This window comes from Thermoanaerobacter brockii subsp. finnii Ako-1, from assembly GCF_000175295.2.
Classification (GTDB): domain Bacteria; phylum Bacillota; class Thermoanaerobacteria; order Thermoanaerobacterales; family Thermoanaerobacteraceae; genus Thermoanaerobacter; species Thermoanaerobacter pseudethanolicus.
Genome location: NC_014964.1, coordinates 701,980 through 720,452, shown reverse-complemented (window position 1 = coordinate 720,452; position 18,473 = coordinate 701,980). Strand labels below are relative to the sequence as shown.

Below are 18,473 nucleotides of genomic sequence, written 5' to 3'. Positions count from 1 at the left end.
AAAACCCCTTTAAAAAACAAATGAACAAAAAGGGGTTTATAAGTTTATAGCAAACTACAATAATTTTTTCTTTTCCCATTCAATATATTTAGGTGAATTTTTCCAATTATGTCTTTCTTCAGAATTACACCATTCCTTGAACTCTTTGTAATCTTTCCACTCTTCATATTCACTTGCTTCAACTAATTTTTTTAATGTGATAAGCTTTGTAATGTCGTAACTTCCATATAATCTCTCATAATCCTTATAATATTGATAATCTCTGCCATAGCGGGATGTATCTTTCATACCATCACCCCTGTTTTTTTTAAAAAATATAGGGGAATTTTAATTCCCCTATATTTTTCTATCTTCATATTATTCACTTAAACTCAGATTGGTTACTTTAAAATATAGGCAGAGTTAGGTTGCAAGTAAAGGAGATTTCCACTTCTTTTTAATTCCTTCATCTTTAAAATATCTTCTTTTCCTTCTACTTCATTCAAAAATATCACTTCCTGCTTGCTACTGTTATTTAGTACAACAATTATTGATTTACCTTTGTATTCCCTCTTAAAAGCAAACACTCTTCCTATAGCATATAAAGTACAGAAACTTCCGTATTTGAGCTCCTCATTTTCTCTCCTTATAGAAATCAACTTTTTATAGAAATTAAAAATACTTTTATTTTGCTTTTCCTCCTCCCATATCATGCATCTTCTGCAATCAGGGTCATAATCTCCCACCATTCCTACCTCGTCCCCATAGTAAATATATGGGATTCCAACAAAGGTAAATTGAAACACTAATGCTAACTTCATTCTCGCAACCATGCCATTAGCTAAAGTCAAAAACCTCTCAGTATCATGACTTCCTATTAAATTAAACATAACCCTATTTACACTATCCATATGCCTCATAAGTTGCTCTGTAATCATTGTATTAAAGCGAGAAGCACTTATTTTCCTTTTTGCAAAAAAGTCCACAACCGCATTTCTAAAAGGATAGTTCATTACACTGTCAAACTGATCCCCTCTAAGCCAAGGAGAAGCATCATGCCAAACCTCTCCTACAATTATGGCCTCCGGTTTAGCTGCCTTTACAACTTCTCTAAACTTTCTCCAAAAATGGTGGTCTATCTCATTAGCAACATCCAGCCTCCAGCCGTCTATGTCCACTTCTTTAATCCAATATTCCGCTACTTCCAATAAATACTTCTGTACTTCTGGATTTTTTGTCATAAGTTTTGGCATTCTCCATACAGTATCTGCAAAAGCTTCATAGGAAGGTTTTGGATGAGTTTTAATTGGCCATTCGTATATATTAAACCAATCCCAGTATTTTGATTTTTTACCATTTTTAATAACATCCTGAAATGCAAAAAAGTCATATCCGCAGTGATTAAAAACGGCATCAAATATAACTTTTATGCCATTGTCATGACATTTTTGCACAAGTTCTCTCGCTTTTTGCGTATCACCAAAGTGGGGGTCAATTGTATAATAATCAGTAGTATCATATTTGTGGGTGGAATGCGATAAAAATATGGGGGTTAAATAAATGGCATTTATACCCAAATCCTTTAAATAATCTATTTTATCTATTATTCCTTGCAAATCTCCTCCAAAGAAAGAATCTGCAGTAGGTTTTTCACCCCAGGGCTTTACATTTTCAGGGTCATTTGATTTATCACCGTTATTAAACCTTTCAGGAAATATCTGATACACCATGCAATCGCTTGTCCACTCTGGAGCAAAAAAGACATCCTTTTCTCCTATATACGGGTAATGGAAAAATCCCCAAAAATGATTTTCTGGCCTTTTTTTGTAAAATCCTGCTTCTGTATAATATAACTTCTCGCCCCCATCAGATACCAAATAGAAAAAATACACAAATTTTTTATTAAGCTCTAAAGTAGTCTCATAATAATCAAATAACTCGTTGGTATGAGTTAATACCATTGGTTTTATTTTGAATTTTCCCAGCCAATCGTATCTGTCTTTGTATAAAACATACACCCTATCTACATCAAATACAGCAGTCCTTAGTACTATCTTTAATTGATTTTCATTCAGTGGATATGCGTAAGGCACATCGCTTTTATGGAATATAGCTTCTTTTATCATCTTTTTTCTCCTTTCTATGGATGAATATTTATAGTAACCGGTGATGGTGTATGTACTGTTGGTAGCTCCTCACCGTCTACAGTTATTTTAACAGCTGGCGGATATCCCATCAATATAGTAATACTATCTTTTACATCAAAAATTTTAGACATATCCTTTGTCATAAGGCCTTCATAAACGACATTTCCATCTACTTTTACACTAAACCAACATTTTTCGCCAGGTACGCTTATTTCTACTTTATAACTTTCTCCAAAGGGAACAACTTTATATTCTATTTTTTTAGAAGTCTCTGCTACTTTTTCAATCGACGTCTTTACTATAGGTTGAGAAACATTGCTTTCCTGTGGAAGATTTGTTTTGTCTTCCGAAATTGTTGAAGCTTCACTTTGATTTTGTTGTGGAATTGGTGCAAGTCCTTTTTTAACTTGAATTAGAAAATAGTAAAAACCGTATCCTATAATACCTATTATTAAAACAACAATTACTGCTTTTTTTAAAGTCAAAAAAAATTGTGAAAAATCTCTTCTCTCTTTTTTGTAAGATGTGGTCTCTATATTAGGTATGGCTTCCTCCTCTTTCTCCTGAAACAAATACTCATACTTTTTTACCAACTCATTGCCATCTAACCCTAAGGCCTCAGCGTAACTTTTTACAAAGCCCTTAGCATATACAAGTGCAGGCATTACGCTAAAATCTCCATCTTCAATAGCTTTCAAATAGCGTATCCGTATTTTAGTTATTTCTTGAATTTCTTCAAGAGTCAATCCCATTTTAATTCTTTCACTTTTTAAAAATTCTCCCAATTCCTTCATACCTATCACCCCTTACTAACCATCCACTTATTATATATTCCACACAAAATACATTTTTCCTTCATTATTTTCGGAAAAATAAAAATTAAAAGGATGATTTCAGCAAACTACCTCCATCCTTTTTCTATACAAAAGATCCACAAAAGCTTCCAAACGGGTTTGGTAACCTGCTTGTCCAGTGTTTTCATCATATACTAAAGACATCACTGGAATATTGTAATCTCGGCTAATTTTTGCAATTATTCCTTGAGCTACTATTTCAGGGGTGCAGGTAAATGGAAGTATGTGAATCACGCCATCATAATTTAGTTTAGCATATTTTACGGTATTTGCAACAGTGTTGAGCCCATGTCCTCCTATATCTCTTTCTAAATATCCTCTTGCGTTTTTCTTAAACTCCATTCTTTGAGGCAATTTAAAAGCACTGTTAATTAAATAATCTGAAAGATATTCTGTTTTTGTAACTTCTACCCCCAATTCATTTAAAGATTTGCTGATATCCATATTAGTAAAGGGTTCTAGGAGCATATAAATTTCTCCCACTAGTGCTACTTTAAGCTGTATTTTCCTCCGTACATTTGCATTTTCCTTTATTTTTTTCATGGCCTCTGATACTATTTTGTCCACTTCTTTACCATTTTGAGCTTTTTCTAGCTTTTTCATATATTCTTCGTATATTTTTGTAGTTACACCTGGGTTATCTTCATGGGCTCTGTATTTTAATAAAAACTTTTCTAATTTATCAGCCGCTATCATTTTTTTCACTGCAAATACAAAAGATTTTAAAGCTATTTTTCCATCTACATTAGGAAAATATGAAGCTAATTCTTTTAAAAAGTCTATCAACCTGCCATGGGGTGGATCAACAATTATCATTTTAAAGTCATAGCCCAAATCTTTTAATATCTCTCTCTGCACCTGACCGTAATACCCAAATCTGCAGGGCCCAATTCCCCCTAACATTATAATCGTATCTGCTCCCTTATCAAGAGCCTCAATAAAATTTCCGACATTGATTTTAAAGGGTAAACATGCAAATTCATGAGAATTTCTAACTCCTAAGGTCAAAGTTTTATTAGTAGAAGGTGGTGGGTCTATCACTTCTACCCCAATTCCTTCAAACATCGTCTTTAAAATCATATTTAAAGAACCCATGTGAGGATAAGTAATTTTCATACCATCACCGCCTTTTTATTAAATCTTAAAAGGTCTGTAAAAGCCTCCAACCTCGTCATAATGCCAGCTTCCCCCGAATGTTCATCAATTGTAATCAACATAAAAGGTACCTCCTTCTCTCTTTTATAAATCCTCTCCAACAATTCCTCTGTCATAGAATTAGGTCCACAACCAAAAGCAGAAACCATAATTACCCCATCTACATTCTTTTGTTTTAAAAAATACAATCCCGCTCCCAAAATATCTCTTTCATAGTTCCAAAACATTTCTTTTGAAAGCATTGACACTCCTTCTAATATTAAATCTCTCTCTAACATTTCCATGGTATAAACTTGCGCTCCCATGTTTTTTAACTTTTCAATAATCCCCATACTTATGTATTCATCCATAATATCATAAGGATGAGCAATGACGGCTATTTTAAGGTCATAATTACTTTCTTCTTTTACCAAATTCTTTCCTTCCCAAACTTTTAAAGCTTCTAAATTGGTAAGACCTTCTTTCAACAAACTCTCGAACTTTTTTTGTTGGTGGGTAGCCTTAAAATAGGCTTTTAAAGATTGGTCTTTAGTCTTCCCAAACATCCTGCCAATTTTTATAAATTCATTTTGAGTAAATTTATCATTATTTTTATAATAATTAATCTCAATATCTATAATAGGTGGTAAATCACCAATTAAGCTTTTTATAAAATCTGGCAGTCCCAAAAACTTTGAACAAAGGTATTTTTTTCTTTCTACACTTACAACCCTCGGAATAAATATATAATCAACGTTTTTTTCTTTTAAATTTATCACATGTCCTACATAAGTTTTTACAGGAAGACAAGCATCTTCAACACAGTTTTTTACTCCTTCATCAAGAATTTTTTTATTTGTATCCTGAGAAACCACTACTTTTGATCCCACACCTTCAAAAAAAGTCTTCCACATTGGATAAAAATCGTAATATAAAAGTCCTTTGGGTATTCCTACAGTCTTACTCATTTTTGACACCTCCTTTAAAAGCAAATACATATTTATTCTTGCCATAAATTTTTATTTATATACAAAATAAAAATACCGGAAATAATCCGGTATTTACAAATTGTTCCATGTGTAACAATTTTTTATCCTTTTACTGCACCTGCTGCAAGACCAGCTTGCAAGTATCTCTCAGAACCTAAAATTTTACTGGAAGAAGTGATTTACCATACCGATCAAATAAAATTAAAAAAACATTGGAAAACCCATAATCTGTATAAGTTTCTGAGGACCCAGTGTAACTATGATAGATTAATCAAACTAAAACCTGACAAACTTTCCTTTTCCCCATCCATGCTGCTTTTTTTGAAGAACAAATAACCGATGATAAATGAAGTAATTGAGCTGAAACTCAATTTCTTCCTTTTTTCAATACCTCCAATTGTATACCGGTGTATCAACGGTTCCAGTAGACGTATTGGGAGAAGTAAAGATACGATTTTCACCACTTTCCCATATAACATTTCCATTACTGTCTTTTTTAATAAACTTAAACTCAAAGGTTGTTCCCATTGGAACACTTACTGGCAGGAACCATTCAGGATAATTGGGACACATCATTGCTTCTGTCGACATGGCAGGATCCCAGCCTCCTAGTTCTGGCAAGTTCCCAACAATATGAATATTTTGTCCCCATTCCGTTGATGCATTTACTTTAACTATTACCTGAACCAGATCACCAGATAACACATGATAGCGGAAAGAATTACTGGTATAGTTTCCCTTTATTACTGTAATGCTCTTAATCCCCGGCGTATTGGGAACAACGGCAGTAATCATTTCATCACTGTTGGACACCACTTGAGCCGGTGTTGTATCAAATTTAACCGTTACATTTCCTCCAAGACCAGTACCATAAATATAAACTAGATTACCTGGACGACCCATTGTAGAAATGACATTGCCTATCCTTGGAATTTCTGTCCCCAGTGAAGGATTATAGGCCCAAACGTTTACTTCTCCTCCCGATAGGGTAAAGCCTTTAATCTTATGCTGACCATTTTCCTCCACCACCGTCATGGATTTTCCGTATAGTAATCCCTCTAGTACGTCCTGATAGGTTCCTACAGGCAGTGTAGTTTTTAAATCCGGTACAGCAAAACTTCTATCGGGTTGTCGATTTACGGCAACAATTACTTGCTTGTCATAAAATTGCCGTTTGAAGACTAATACATCATCTGTACTGTAAAGTATTTCTGTCGTACCGTAGGCAACAGCTTCATTGCTTCTTCTCAAATCGGAAAGTTTGCGAATCAGCTTATAAGCTGTTGTGGTTTGATCAAAGGAAGTTGATGTCTGCATGAACATTCTTCCGGCAATATCACTGGCATCTGCAGGATATAAGTACTGTTCGGTACCATAGTATATATTAGGTGTCCCACGGGATGTCATCAAGACTGCCAACGCTGCATGATAAGGTTTGTCATTTGGCTGTATATACCTAAACCGGGTTACATCATGATTATCGATAAAGGTAACCGCTTGATTTTCATAAATATAATCGTTACTGGTTTTTATCATCATTTCACCAAAGTCTTTCATGGTTTCAGAAAAATAACCAAAAGTATTGGTCGCTGCACGATAGTATTCAAAATCTAAATTATTAACCCCAGTTCGATCAGGGAAGGTACGATATTCTTCATATTTAGGATCTGGACGTCCGATAAAAAATTCTCCAAAATGAGTAATAGGCCCCCCTGGTGCAGAATCAATCGCATCTTTAAACCCTTGAACAAAAGCTGGATTCATATGAAGAGTTGCGTCATGACGTATACCATCTATACCTTTTGATTTCCAGAATATTGCAGCTTTTTCTAGATATTCCACCACCACGGAATTCTCCTGGGAATAATCCGCCAGCGAACCCAAATCCTTATGGCGATACCCAAATCTGGTATTATCATCTCCTCGATCCCCTAACCCGTGGAAAAAACCATGAATATCATTGTGAGGATCAGCCAATAGATTTTCAACTATTCCGTCTCCGTTATAATCCACCGGATTCCCATTGCTGTCAAATACGTAGTTTCCATTTTCATCTTTGTCAGGTTCGTACAATCTTCCATCTTCCGGCTGATAGTTTAATGTAGGATTTTGCCACCTACTACTATGATTGGATACAAAGTCAATAACCAGTTTTATTCCGTTACTGTGGAGAGCATCTCGCAGTGCAATAAAATCCTGCATTTCTCCGAAATGTTTATTAGTAGCAAAATAGTTTCTAGCATGATATCCGTGAAAACTGGTCCACCTGTCGACGCTGCCGTCCGGATGATAATCTTCAATCACCGTATCACGATTGGCATAAGGAGCAGAAATCCAAACTGCTGTAATGCCCATTTCCTTTAAATAAGGAATTTTCTCAATAATTCCCTTCCAATCGCCTCCCTGATACAGCTTCAAGTCACTTCCTGTTCCGTCAAAAAGTGTAGGATCGAAACCTGGAGGAATATTGTTTGATGGATCACCATCATAAAACCGATCTGTAATAATTTGATAAATGGTATCCTTTGGCGTTACAGGACCTAATCCTCCAGTACTCGTGGCTTCGACAGTAACCGGCTGAAGATTGAAAGAGAAAGCCAGCAGTATTATCACAGCCACTAAAACACTTAATCTTTTTTTCTTAATTAAAGCAGCCACAGGTTATCCCCCTATTTCAATATTTACTTTAATAAATTAATAAAACATTCTTCAGCAAGCAACAGCTACGCCAATCAACTTTTATGGGTATTTAGCCTTATATTAATTTTTAGAGTATCTTCTGATTTCATTGCTATATAGCTTTGACAATGTCTCAGACGCTCTAGCTTCTACTTGTAGAACCTATTTATGCTATAGACTACTACTTCATTTTTTATGATAGTTTTCAACCTGTTCCCAAGTATTTTTAGATTTTTACTGCTCCCTTTGTTAGTCCCTCCACAATATGTTTCTGGAGGTAGACAAACAACAAAGTAATAGGAATAGCTACCAATACGGCTCCGGCTGCAAAAAGAGTAAATTTTGTATTGTGTTGGTGGACGGCCATGTCATATAATCCCATTGCCAGGGTTTTTTTGTCAGCACTGCGAAGAATTAATTTCGGTAGCACAAAATCCATCCATGGTCCAGTAAAGTTGGTTAAAGCTATGAAGGTAATAATGGGTTTTGCTAGGGGTAAAATAATTTTATAAAATATTGTAAAGTTGGATGCTCCGTCAATTTTTGCGGCTTCGTCCATACTGCGGGGAATCCCGTCAAAATACCCTTTTGCCACCCAGGTATTATAAGGTATTTGGCCAGTAGCATAAACAAGAATTAATCCAAGATGAGTATCCAGTAACCCTAGTTGTAGTAATAATACATAAATAGCAGTCATAGCTAAAAAGCTTGGAAACATTTGAAGTACCAATATTGTCATTAGCATGGACTTCCTACCCATAAATCGATATCGAGAAAAAACATAGGCAGTGCTTGTAGATAAAAATACCGACACAATCATATTAGCTGTTGCAATTTTAAGTGTATTCTTATACCATAAAGGAAAATCAGAATTAGTAAGTAAAGTCTTATAATGAACTAAGCTAGGATTTTTAGGAATTAATGTAGAACTAAACAAAGTATCTCCTGGGTTAAGAGAAGAACCAATTATCCAAATTATAGGAATTATTACAATAAAAGAAAGAGTTATAAGAAGTATATAAATAATCATTTTGCGTATAAAATCTAAGAAAGTATTTTTTTTCTTTTTGTTTCCCATATTTGACTCACCCAATCCTCCAACAAGCTTTTTTCTCATTGTATTAAGTCCTCCTCCCTAAAGGACTTTGTCCTACTAAAGGTGAAAGCAGAAATAGTTGCGACAACAATAAACATAATAATTGATATAACAGCAGCCATATTATATTGATTTTGTTCCAAAGTTAATTTGTAAATCCAAGAAATTAAAATATCTGTGTGTCCCGCATATCTATATGCAGGATTTGCAGGCCCACCACTAGTCAAGAGATATATCATTGTAAAATTGTTAAAATTATGTGTGAAACTCAAAATTAATAAAGGCATTGTAGCGTGCAATACCAACGGCAAAGTAATTTTTCGGAATTTTTGATATGGAGTAGCTCCATCTATATCTGCAGCTTCATATAAATCACCAGGAATATTAGTTAAAGTTCCTGACATTAGAGCCATAAAATACGGAGCTCCAAGCCAGATATTTACTAAAATGAGAACAACTTTCGCCATTGTAGGATTTGTAAGCCACGGCATACGTTCAAACCCAAGTTTTACTAAAAAATTATTGACTGGACCTAACCCTGTAAACATCAATCTCATAGTTAAAATCGAAATAAAACCAGGTATTGCATAAGGTAAAATATAGATTGTTCTCCAAAACTTTTTTAGTTGAACATCTCCAGAATTAACTAATAAAGCCAACAACAACCCACCGAAATAACTAGTTAATGAAGCCAGTAAAGCCCAAATAATAGTCCATATTCCTACTCCAATAAAAGTATTTTTCCATATTTTTAAATTTAGTAAATTTTTAAAATTTGTAACCCCAACCCAATCTACCAAGTTCCTGGGAGGCAAATGATTAGGAGCAGAATAATTAGTAAAGGCAATGGAAATAGTAAATAAAATTGGCAATAAAGTAAAAAACAATATTAAAACAAATGCTGGACTTAAGGAAAGATAAGGGAAATATTTATGAGAAACATATCTTACAAACTTTACTATACCCATCGGTTTTTCCCCTTGTTCTATCGCTTCTCCTGTTTTAAAAGCATCTATAATATTTAATACATAGATAAGTATAATCAATAATGTAACTAAAACAGCTATAATCCCTTGTATCAATAAAAATATAGAATGGTCTCCCTCTGCAATCCCATTTACATAGTGTAAAGGCTGTTCCCCTAATGTTATAAGCCCCCAATAAGCATAGCGAAAATACGGAATATTAATGAGAACAATGATATTAACAATAGCAAATAAAATCCCTTTAGCAATTTCACGATTGTATAATTGTCCGAGTCCCATAAACAATATAGAAAGTAACGCCGCTCTTTTAGATCTTTTCATACTGGTCCCTCCAATTTTTCTAAAAAGATCTAGCCATTCGCAATTGCAAATGACTAGATCTTTAAAAAATTATTGTATGGCAATTGCATCTTTTATTGTCTGAACGGCCTCATCCAATGCTTTTTGCGGATCTACACCGTCATTCCACATAACTTGGAACGCCCTAGCATATGGCTCCCAGACAACTCCCATTTGAGGAATTGAAGGCATAGGCACGGCAAATTGTGCCTGTTCAAGGAAAGGTGCTGCATATGGATCGTTTTTAATAATATCTGCATCCATTAACGACTTCATTGGCGGAATCTGCTTTGTAATTTCATAGCGCTTTAGTAGCATTTCTTCTGAAGTAATAAAATCAGCAAATAATTTTGCAGCTTTAGGATACTTAGTATAAGCACTTACAAACATAGTACGAACACCAGAAAAACTCGCGGGATGCTTGTCATTCGGCAACAACGGAAGGGGAGCTATACCAAAATTCACACCTGCTTCTTGATAACCTCTTACTGCCCATGGTCCGTTAATTATCATAGCAGCCTTTCCTTCCTTGAACATACCATCCATAACTTGATAATTGGTATCATCAGTCTTTAATGGTAAAATCTCTTTAAGGGAAACTAAAAATTTAGCTCCTTCAACTGCTTCCTTGGAATTTAAACCTATATCATCCTTATTGGTTCCTCCATCGCCAAAAACATAGCCACCATATCCTGCTATAAAACTATGAGAAAAATAAGCATTGCCTACATCCCACATAAATGCGAATTGATTTTTTGCAGGATTATTAAATTCTTTAGCAAATTTGATAAGATCTTCATAAGTTTTGGGTGGTTCTTTTACATAATCCTTGTTATAAAAAAGTGCATAAGTTTCAATTCCTGTTGGATAACCATATACAACGCCTTGATATGAAACGGCATCTACTGCTCCCTGCATAAATTCATTTCGAATTCGATCTGCAAAAATATCATTTGGTTGAATTAAACCTGAAACTACTAATTCTCCTGTGTGGTCATGAGGTGCCGCAAATACATCAGCACCAATGCCTGCAGGGCCATCAGTAGCTAATCTTCCACGTGCATCAGTATGAGTAACAGGCTCATATACTACTTCAACACCATATTTTTCAGTAAATTTTTTTGCTGCATACTGAATGAATTCTCCCTCTGGACCTTCACTTTCCCATACAAGCAATTTTGCACCTGGCTCAGGTTTTAACTCTTGATTTGTTTCAGTTTCAGATACTTGTGCTTTTTCTTCTGTTTCTGTAATTTTGCTGCCACCACAACCTGTTAAAGCAGCTGACAAAGCAAATACCATCACAGTCAATAAAGCAATTATTTTTGTGTACTTCTTCATACAAATCCTCCTCTTAATTTTTAATTTTATTATAATTTTGGGAAAAACCCAAAATCTTATTTCACTCTTACATTAGTCCATATACTGACACTGTCTTTAGGTAAAGTTATACTTAAAATGTTGTTTTCACTATTTCTTCTTTCAACTTTTAAATTAACTCCTTCTAATAAACCCTTTAAATAATCGCTGTATTTGCCTTTTCGAAGAGAAGTCTCTATATTTTTTACAGTAGTCTCTTCTCCTTTATTTATTGCAACTACAACTATATCTTTGCCATATTGCCTCTCATAGATATAAACATCATCGCTAACATATCTTGCTACAGTCTTCCCATACTGTAATGCCGGTGTAGCCTTACGCAATTTTGATAGTTCTCTAATTAAAACATAAGCCTTAGTATTCCCATCAAACTTTTCCATCATTGGTCTGTTGTAAGGGTCATTTCCGCCGTTTGTATCATTGTGAAGATACTGCTCTGTCCCATAGTATATAGCTGGAATTCCACGGGAAGTCATTATAAAAGCGATAGCTTCATGCATTTTATCCTTATCATAATTAATTGATAGGAACCTTGGCATGTCGTGATTGTCTATAAAAGTAATCAATTTATAAGGATTATCGTAATCCTTGTTTGTCTCTTCTATTGTGTCATTCAATCTATCAAAACCATATCCCTTTCCAAACACATCTCTTATAACCCTGTTTAACATGAAATCTAACACAGAAAAGCCAGTAGTATTAGCAAATTGGATGTTATACCCATACAATGGGTCAGTAGGACCACTTAACATCCATTCAGCAAAAAGGAGCGCATCTTTTTTAACACTGTAAATAGTATTAGCAAAGCTTTTCACCCACTCCATAGGCATATGCTTTGCAGCATCTAGCCTTACCCCATCAATTCCATGACTAAACCATAACTTGATAGAATCCTTTAAATACTTGTCAACAATAGGATTACTTTGATCAAGGTCCGCAAGGTCAAACAAATTTTTATCCTGCAAGTCCTTTAAATTATTCCAGTTGGTAATTCCACCATTATGATGAAAAAGTTTATTGACATCATTGCTATAAGTTCCCAATAATTTCCCATCGTCATAAAGTGCACCGTTTTCAGCAAAGTCAGGATTATTTTCATCTGCAGGACTCGTATGATTGGGAGCAAAATCTAGTACAACTTTTATCCCATTAGCATGAGCAGTCTTTACAAAATTGTCAAAGTCCTCCCATGTACCAAAATGTTCTTCTACTCTTTTAAAGTCCCTTGCCCAATATCCGTGATAAGGTGCATTTATTTCGCCATTATATATTGCCGGTTTGTTGATGTTGTCTACAACAGGAGAAATCCAAATAGCTGTTACTCCCATCCCTTTTATATAAGGAATTTTTTCTGTCAAACCTTTTAAATCTCCACCCCAATACATCCTCCAATTGGTATAGGTTGGGTCAAACATACCTTTACTTACTTCCGGGTCATCGTTGGACTTATCCCCATTGTAAAACCTATCTATCATAACCTGATATATTACATCCGACTCAGGAACATTACTAGAAGTGGTATCTTTAACACCACAACTGGTCAGCAATAAAGAAAAGACTAAAATTATCACCGCAAATAGCTTTACATTTTTTCTCATCACTTTCCCCCTTACAAGTAATTGCCAATATGTTACAGCAATCGCTTTCTCGAAACGTATTTTTAAAAAGCGCGCCCAATTGCAATTTCATTGCAATCGCTTGCGCTTGCTTTTAATAATATTGTATATCTTATTTCAACAAATGTCAATATATTTTTTTGTACAACATAGACTAAAATTTTGCATTTATACTAATAGGCTTATAATCACTTCTGCAAGCTTTTGCTCATTATGCCTTATAAATTCCTTTTTTAAAGCTACTAAATTTTCTTCTACTACTTTAATTCCCATTCTTTCTAACTGATTTTTATCGTATTCAACAGGTTGTGACATGTCTTTTATATAGCGCTCCATATAATCATGAGGAATTTCGCCATTGTTGACAATAATGTAATCTATAGATTTAAGCCCATGTTCAAAAAGAGCCTTCACATGGTCACAAGCAGTATAACCCAAAGTCTCTCCTGGCTGTGTCATGATATTACATACATAAATTTTAACCGCTTTGGAGGTTTCAATAGCATCACACATTCCATCTACCAAAAGATTAGGTATTACACTTGTATATAAACTTCCAGGACCCAATATAATGGCATCAGCATTTAATATATCCACTAACACTTCTTCAAAAGGCGCTGCATGAGAAGGTTCAATATATATCCTCTTTATCTTGCTGTTTTCTTTTTGTTGTACAACAGGAATTTGCGATTCCCCTTTAATAATAGTCCCGTTTTCCAGCTCTGCTACAAGCCTTACATCATTAAGAGTTACAGGAATAACTTTTCCAGATACAGCAAGCACATCACTCATCTTTTTTACAGCTTCTTCAAAATTTTTAGAAATACCTATCATGGCTGCCAAAAACAAATTCCCAAAATTTTGTCCTTTTAACATTCCCTCAGTAAACCTGTACTGCAAAAGTTGTTCCATTGTAGGCTCTGTATTTGCTAAAGCCAGTATACAATTTCTTATATCTCCAGGCGGCAGTATCCCTAAATCCTGTCTTAGGATTCCCGAGCCACCGCCATCATCTGCTACTGTAACTACCGCAGTAATATTAGTTGTATAAAATTTTAACCCCCTCAACATAGTAGAAAGCCCTGTACCTCCACCAATAGCAACAATACGAGGTCCTCCTTTAGAATTATTTTTCATAATCATATTACTCCTCTCCTATATCTCTATGGTGCAAAATAACAGAATAATCTTCTTTTTTTAGAAACTCATAAAGGGCATTTGCAATAGTAACAGACCTATGCTTTCCTCCTGTGCATCCAATAGCTATAACAAGTTGAGATTTACCTTCTCTTATATAATACGGGATTAAAAATTTAATCATGTCCCCTAATTTTTTTAAAAACTCCTTTGCTTCCTCCCACTTCATCACGTACTCTTTTACCTTATCATCATTTCCTGTTAAAGGTCTTAACTCTTCAATATAAAAAGGATTAGGCAAAAACCTCACATCAAATACAAGGTCAGCATCAAGAGGTATTCCATATTTATATCCAAAAGACATAATATCTATTATGATTCCTTTAAACTTTTTCCCTTTTAAAAAGATATTAGACAATTCCTCTTTTAACTGGGAAGAAGTTAAATTAGAAGTATCTATTATGCTATTGGCAATTTTCCTTATTTCTGCAAGTCTCTTTCTTTCCTCATTTATTCCATCAACTATTCTACCTTCCTCAGAGAGAGGATGTTTTCTTCTGGTTTCTTTAAACCTCTTTATCAAAACCTCGTCAGAAGCTTCCAAAAAAACTATTTCGTAATCGTAGTTGTTTTTTTTCAAAAACTCAAGGCTAGAATAGATGTCCTCAAAAAACTGGCCACCTCTTAAATCCATACCAAGGGCTACCTTATCAACATTTTTTGAGTGATAAAAAAGGTCAGCAAGTTTTGGAAGAAGAGCAGGTGGAAAATTGTCTATACAAAAAAAGCCCATATCCTCCATCGCTTTTAATGCCTGTGTTTTTCCAGCGCCAGAAAGCCCTGTTATTATGACAAACCTCATAAATATCACCTCTTTGCGTTTATTATATCTTCTTCTGTTAGTCCCGCCTCTTTTGCTATTTCTATTCCCCTTTTAAAGTCTCCTACTTTATGAGGCGTATGGGCATCGCTGTTTATTACAAATTTGCACCCCTCTTTTTTGGCTATCTTTACATATTCAACTGTCATATAACCATGACTAGAATTAATCTCAAGAGCCGTTCCTTTCTCTTTTGCTGCCTTTGCAAGCTTTTGTGTATCAATGTCTACTTTTGCTCCGGGGTGTGTTATTATGTCAATTTTGTACTTTTTTATAGCATTAATCATCGCTTGAGTATTTTTTTCTCTCATCTCTTCCCGCAAGGAAATAAAATATTTACTTGCCATGTTCTTACCAAAAAGCTGTAAAGTACTTCTAAAGTCTTTAGGCATAACTCCTTCATGATATCCCATAAGCAAAATATCTAAATATTTCATAAGTTCATCTGGAACATCAATATCTCCTTCTAAGCTGATTAAATTAGCTTCTACTCCCATCAGCACTTTAATTTGAGGATATTTTTCATTAATCTTATCTATTTCCTCCCTCATTTTTTTAAAATCCCTTTTTCTTAAACCATAAAATACATGAGCTGGTCCATGGTCAGTAATCGCAATTACCTCAAGTCCAATTTCTATTGCCCTTTTCACATTATCCTCTATTGTACCTTTGCCATGGCTGTATACCGTATGGGTGTGATAATCAGCAAAAATTCTCATTTGTCTAATCACCTATTTCTCTCCTACTATTTTTATTTCTGGTACAAGTTCCACTCCAAACTTTTCTTTTACTACTTTTTGTATATGTTCAATCAAATTTAAAACATCGTAGAAAGTTGCATTGCCAGTATTTATAATAAATCCCGAATGCTTTTCAGAAACTTTAGCCCCTCCAATTGAATAACCTTTAAGTCCTGCCTCCTCAATCAATTTTCCAGCATAATATCCAGGTGGCCTTTTAAAAGTACTTCCGGCACTGGGATACTCTAAAGGCTGTTTTTCCTTTCTTTTTGCATTTAGTTCCTCCATTTTGCTTTTTATTTCTTCGTATTTCCCCTTTGTTAAACTAAGCCATGCTCTTAAAACAATCCAATCCTTTTCTTGAATAATGCTGTGTCTATAGGAAAAATTCATTTCTTCGTTTGATAAAATCAATATATTGCCTTTTTCATCTAAAACCTCTACCTTTTCTACCACGTCCTTCATTTCAGGCCCATAAGCTCCTGCGTTCATCACTATTGCTCCACCTAAAGTGCCAGGAATCCCGCTAGCAAATTCAAATCCCGCAAGTTCATGTACAAGTGCCACATTGGCAATATAGGAAAGAGGGGCTCCCGCTTCAGCAATTATGCTATTACCTTCTACCATTACATTCCTTAAAGAGGATAATTTTATTACAACTCCTCTAATGCCCTTTTCACTTACCAATAAATTAGTACCATTTCCTAGTATAAAAAAAGGAATGTTTTCTCCTTTCAACAAAAATATGACTTCCAATAATTCTTTACGATTATTTGGTACAACTAACACATCTGCAGGTCCACCTATTTTAAAAGAAGTGTGTCTTTTCATGGGCTCGTTTAAATACAATTTCCCTTCTCTAAGGATATCCTTCAATTTGTCAACTATCTCAATCACTCTACCACTCCTCAAAATTTAAAGTTTAACTACTCCATCTATAGTCTATCAATAATATATTGTTTTCATTCCAAAATGAAACTTTATATGCAATTTTATAATATCACTTTTTTTTCACAAAATAAATAGAGGGGACTACCCCTCCTTTATGCATTGTAACAAACTTTAAATCTCTTGCTTATGCAACCTTCCGAATCATACATGCTCACAACAGCTGTGCACTTTTTTATCTTTATCTCGCAATTGCAATCCCTGCAAAAATACAGGTTATTCCCTATTTTGCCCACATTCGTACTTTTGCAATTTGGGCATTCCACAGCAATCACCTCTTAATTAGCTGCTTACACTATGAACTGCATCGCCAATGAATTAGTGGGCTGCAGAGTCACAGACTGCCATCTGTTCCTTCTCTGGCGTGTCCAACACACCTCCTGTAATTAAATTTATTCCAGTATAAGCAGCTTTTGATTTGTGCATTAAATAATCTTAAAATTTTGATTTCCATTTCAATTTTTATTATACCACAGGGGAAGAAATCGGATATAGCTTGAAATTACCTCATATCTTCTAATATTTTGAATTTTTCCTTATATTTATTCAGTATTTCTCCCTTTAGCAAAAAAAATATCCGTTTTTCTATGTTTTTTGCTAAAACCTAGAGCATATAATTATATGAGGTGTTCAATATGATTTTTAAAGTTATAAAAGTATTTTCCATTCCTTTTTTCACATCAATGGGAGTTGTTTATTCTATACTTCCAGTTCTCTCTTTATTCTCCAAACAATAGAATCGGCAGCTTCAAATCCCATATTTATGCATTTTCCCGCCTGGTCAAACCTATACCAGCGAATATTATTAACATTAGGTTTTATTGTATAGACTCTTTTACCCCTCTCTGTTTTTTCAGAATTTTTGTTAGAACTGTCTTTTAATAACTTCATAGTTGTAGCTGTAATGGATATAATTTCAGGCGCTGTCCTTTTTAAATTGAAATATTTTTTTAGAGGCAGCAACTTATCACTATTAGCTAAAGAATAAAAGGTTTTTTCAAAAACTCCCATATCTATGCTAGAGCTCACATCACATTCTATAATTATGTCTGCACCCAATTTAGCTGCTAATCCTACTGCGTCAAAATCAATAATTGACCCATCAACTAACTTGGTTCCATTGTATTCCACAGGTTCAAAAATGACAGGAATAGAAATACTTGCTCTTATAGCTTTTATCAAGTCTCCTTCTGAGAATACTACTTCTTTTCCTGTGTGAATATCCGTAGCCACAATATATAGAGGGATATTAAGCTCTTCAAATCTTTCTTTTATATAGACCTGCAAATATTTTTCTATTTTTTCGCCTTTTACCAAACCAGTTTGTGATGTTTTAAAATCCAATAAGTTTAAAAATTTTAACATATTAATCTTTTTTGCATCACTTATAAGTTTGTCTACATTATGTCCTGAAGCATAGATTGCTCCTATTATCGCTCCCATACTTATGCCTATTATAAAGTCAATAGGAATATTTTCTTCTTCAAATCTTTTTAGTATACCTAAGTGCGCATATCCTCTTGCTGCTCCACCACCTAGTATAAGTCCTACTTTTGGTCTCATTTTCCA

At 34.5% G+C, this 18,473-nt stretch carries 15 protein-coding genes; all 15 read right to left on the bottom strand.

Annotation, left to right across the window (positions count from 1 at the left end; translation table 11 throughout):
• Positions 1–54: 54 nt before the first annotated feature.
• Positions 55–288, bottom strand: a complete 234-nt coding sequence (locus tag THEBR_RS03445; protein WP_003868318.1) for a hypothetical protein — start codon at positions 286–288, stop codon at positions 55–57.
• Between the two features lie 92 nt (positions 289–380).
• Positions 381–2,105, bottom strand: coding sequence for a glycoside hydrolase family 13 protein (locus THEBR_RS03440; RefSeq protein ID WP_012269128.1), 1,725 nt, complete (start codon positions 2,103–2,105; stop codon positions 381–383).
• A gap of 14 nt (positions 2,106–2,119) precedes the next feature.
• Positions 2,120–2,920 carry a helix-turn-helix domain-containing protein gene (locus THEBR_RS03435; RefSeq protein WP_012269127.1) on the bottom strand — a complete coding sequence of 267 codons (801 nt, stop codon included), beginning with the start codon at positions 2,918–2,920 and terminating at the stop codon, positions 2,120–2,122.
• A gap of 99 nt (positions 2,921–3,019) precedes the next feature.
• The gene (locus THEBR_RS03430) at positions 3,020–4,096 is read right to left on the bottom strand and encodes a 2-hydroxyacyl-CoA dehydratase (RefSeq protein WP_012268668.1); all 1,077 of its coding nucleotides are present in this window, start codon (positions 4,094–4,096) and stop codon (positions 3,020–3,022) included.
• The gene (locus THEBR_RS03425) at positions 4,093–5,082 is read right to left on the bottom strand and encodes an acyl-CoA dehydratase activase-related protein (RefSeq protein ID WP_003868313.1); all 990 of its coding nucleotides are present in this window, start codon (positions 5,080–5,082) and stop codon (positions 4,093–4,095) included. Before THEBR_RS03425 ends, THEBR_RS03430 begins: the two co-directional genes overlap by 4 nt.
• Before the next feature lie 405 nt (positions 5,083–5,487).
• Positions 5,488–7,761, bottom strand: a complete 2,274-nt coding sequence (locus tag THEBR_RS03420; protein ID WP_012269126.1) for an alpha-amylase family glycosyl hydrolase — start codon at positions 7,759–7,761, stop codon at positions 5,488–5,490.
• 247 nt (positions 7,762–8,008) lie between these two features.
• The gene (locus THEBR_RS03415; RefSeq protein ID WP_012269125.1) at positions 8,009–8,899 is read right to left on the bottom strand and encodes a sugar ABC transporter permease; all 891 of its coding nucleotides are present in this window, start codon (positions 8,897–8,899) and stop codon (positions 8,009–8,011) included.
• A complete protein-coding gene (locus THEBR_RS03410; RefSeq protein WP_012269124.1) occupies positions 8,896–10,185 on the bottom strand; it encodes a carbohydrate ABC transporter permease in 1,290 nt (429 codons plus the stop codon). The genes THEBR_RS03415 and THEBR_RS03410 overlap by 4 nt, the downstream gene beginning before the upstream one ends.
• Before the next feature lie 69 nt (positions 10,186–10,254).
• Positions 10,255–11,544 carry a sugar ABC transporter substrate-binding protein gene (locus tag THEBR_RS03405; protein ID WP_012269123.1) on the bottom strand — a complete coding sequence of 430 codons (1,290 nt, stop codon included), beginning with the start codon at positions 11,542–11,544 and terminating at the stop codon, positions 10,255–10,257.
• Between the two features lie 56 nt (positions 11,545–11,600).
• A complete protein-coding gene (locus THEBR_RS03400) occupies positions 11,601–13,181 on the bottom strand; it encodes an alpha-amylase family glycosyl hydrolase (RefSeq protein WP_012269122.1) in 1,581 nt (526 codons plus the stop codon).
• Between the two features lie 186 nt (positions 13,182–13,367).
• Positions 13,368–14,342, bottom strand: coding sequence for a gluconeogenesis factor YvcK family protein (locus THEBR_RS03395; RefSeq protein WP_003868730.1), 975 nt, complete (start codon positions 14,340–14,342; stop codon positions 13,368–13,370).
• Position 14,343: 1 nt separating this feature from the next.
• Positions 14,344–15,198 carry an RNase adapter RapZ gene (gene rapZ / locus THEBR_RS03390; protein WP_003870534.1) on the bottom strand — a complete coding sequence of 285 codons (855 nt, stop codon included), beginning with the start codon at positions 15,196–15,198 and terminating at the stop codon, positions 14,344–14,346.
• A 5-nt stretch (positions 15,199–15,203) separates the two neighbouring features.
• Positions 15,204–15,935, bottom strand: a complete 732-nt coding sequence (locus THEBR_RS03385) for a PHP domain-containing protein (RefSeq protein WP_012268667.1) — start codon at positions 15,933–15,935, stop codon at positions 15,204–15,206.
• Between the two features lie 12 nt (positions 15,936–15,947).
• Complete coding sequence (murB, locus tag THEBR_RS03380) at positions 15,948–16,853, bottom strand: UDP-N-acetylmuramate dehydrogenase (protein WP_009052950.1); 906 nt, start codon at positions 16,851–16,853, stop codon at positions 15,948–15,950.
• Between the two features lie 750 nt (positions 16,854–17,603).
• The gene (locus tag THEBR_RS03375) at positions 17,604–18,467 is read right to left on the bottom strand and encodes a patatin-like phospholipase family protein (protein WP_003868725.1); all 864 of its coding nucleotides are present in this window, start codon (positions 18,465–18,467) and stop codon (positions 17,604–17,606) included.
• Between the last annotated feature and the right edge of the window lie 6 nt (positions 18,468–18,473).

Excerpts from the sequence above, each read along its gene's own strand:
- rapZ (WP_003870534.1), bottom strand. The coding sequence starts at position 15,198 with ATGAGGTTTGTCATAATAACAGGGCTTTCTGGCGCTGGAAAAACACAG.
- THEBR_RS03400 (WP_012269122.1), bottom strand. The coding sequence starts at position 13,181 with ATGAGAAAAAATGTAAAGCTATTTGCGGTGATAATTTTAGTCTTTTCT.
- THEBR_RS03430 (WP_012268668.1), bottom strand. The coding sequence starts at position 4,096 with ATGAAAATTACTTATCCTCACATGGGTTCTTTAAATATGATTTTAAAG.
- THEBR_RS03435 (WP_012269127.1), bottom strand. The coding sequence starts at position 2,920 with ATGAAGGAATTGGGAGAATTTTTAAAAAGTGAAAGAATTAAAATGGGA.
- THEBR_RS03395 (WP_003868730.1), bottom strand. The coding sequence starts at position 14,342 with ATGATTATGAAAAATAATTCTAAAGGAGGACCTCGTATTGTTGCTATT.
- THEBR_RS03410 (WP_012269124.1), bottom strand. The coding sequence starts at position 10,185 with ATGAAAAGATCTAAAAGAGCGGCGTTACTTTCTATATTGTTTATGGGA.
- THEBR_RS03415 (WP_012269125.1), bottom strand. The coding sequence starts at position 8,899 with ATGAGAAAAAAGCTTGTTGGAGGATTGGGTGAGTCAAATATGGGAAAC.
- THEBR_RS03425 (WP_003868313.1), bottom strand. The coding sequence starts at position 5,082 with ATGAGTAAGACTGTAGGAATACCCAAAGGACTTTTATATTACGATTTT.
- THEBR_RS03445 (WP_003868318.1), bottom strand. The coding sequence starts at position 288 with ATGAAAGATACATCCCGCTATGGCAGAGATTATCAATATTATAAGGAT.
- THEBR_RS03385 (WP_012268667.1), bottom strand. The coding sequence starts at position 15,935 with ATGAGAATTTTTGCTGATTATCACACCCATACGGTATACAGCCATGGC.
- THEBR_RS03440 (WP_012269128.1), bottom strand. The coding sequence starts at position 2,105 with ATGATAAAAGAAGCTATATTCCATAAAAGCGATGTGCCTTACGCATAT.
- THEBR_RS03375 (WP_003868725.1), bottom strand. The coding sequence starts at position 18,467 with ATGAGACCAAAAGTAGGACTTATACTAGGTGGTGGAGCAGCAAGAGGA.
- THEBR_RS03405 (WP_012269123.1), bottom strand. The coding sequence starts at position 11,544 with ATGAAGAAGTACACAAAAATAATTGCTTTATTGACTGTGATGGTATTT.